We start from the raw sequence: 512 nt of genomic DNA, 5'->3' as shown, positions 1-512 counted from the left end.
CCCATTCGGAAATCTCTGGATCAAAGCTTACTTACAGCTCCCCAAAGCATATCGTCGTTAGTAACGTCCTTCATCGGCTTCTAGTGCCAAGGCATCCACCGTGCGCCCTTAATAACTTAATCTTTTTGTTTTCCAATACAACGTCGTTGTTTGAAAACCCAAAATGTTATTAATCTGTGAGTGTTCTTTCGAACACTAGCGATTATTTCTTTTTGAATTCAAGCTTTTTTAAAACTCTAATTCACTCGGTTTTGCTTGGTAAAATCTATATATTTTACTTACTTATCTAGTTTTCAATGTACAATCTTTGAATCCTCTAAATGAGCATTCAAAACTGAATACAATATGTCAATGTTATTCCTCTTATCATCTTCTAAAGAAGATGTTCCGAATATATCCTTAGAAAGGAGGTGATCCAGCCGCACCTTCCGATACGGCTACCTTGTTACGACTTCACCCCAATCATTTGTCCCACCTTCGACGGCTAGCTCCATAAATGGTTACTCCACCGG

At 38.5% G+C, this 512-nt stretch carries 2 rRNA genes; both read right to left on the bottom strand.

From position 1 onward, the window contains the following. Positions 1 to 122: ribosomal RNA gene (locus tag ACF91D_RS31660) — 23S ribosomal RNA — on the bottom strand; the annotation flags it as partial. A 281-nt stretch (positions 123 to 403) separates the two neighbouring features. Further along, a 16S ribosomal RNA gene (locus ACF91D_RS31655) occupies positions 404 to 512 on the bottom strand; the annotation flags it as partial.

It is taken from the genome of Staphylococcus sp. 231237_7MaSpsaltlick, from assembly GCF_043107035.1.
Note: the sequence above shows the minus strand (reverse complement) of the source record. Positions and strands in the feature narration are given on the sequence as shown.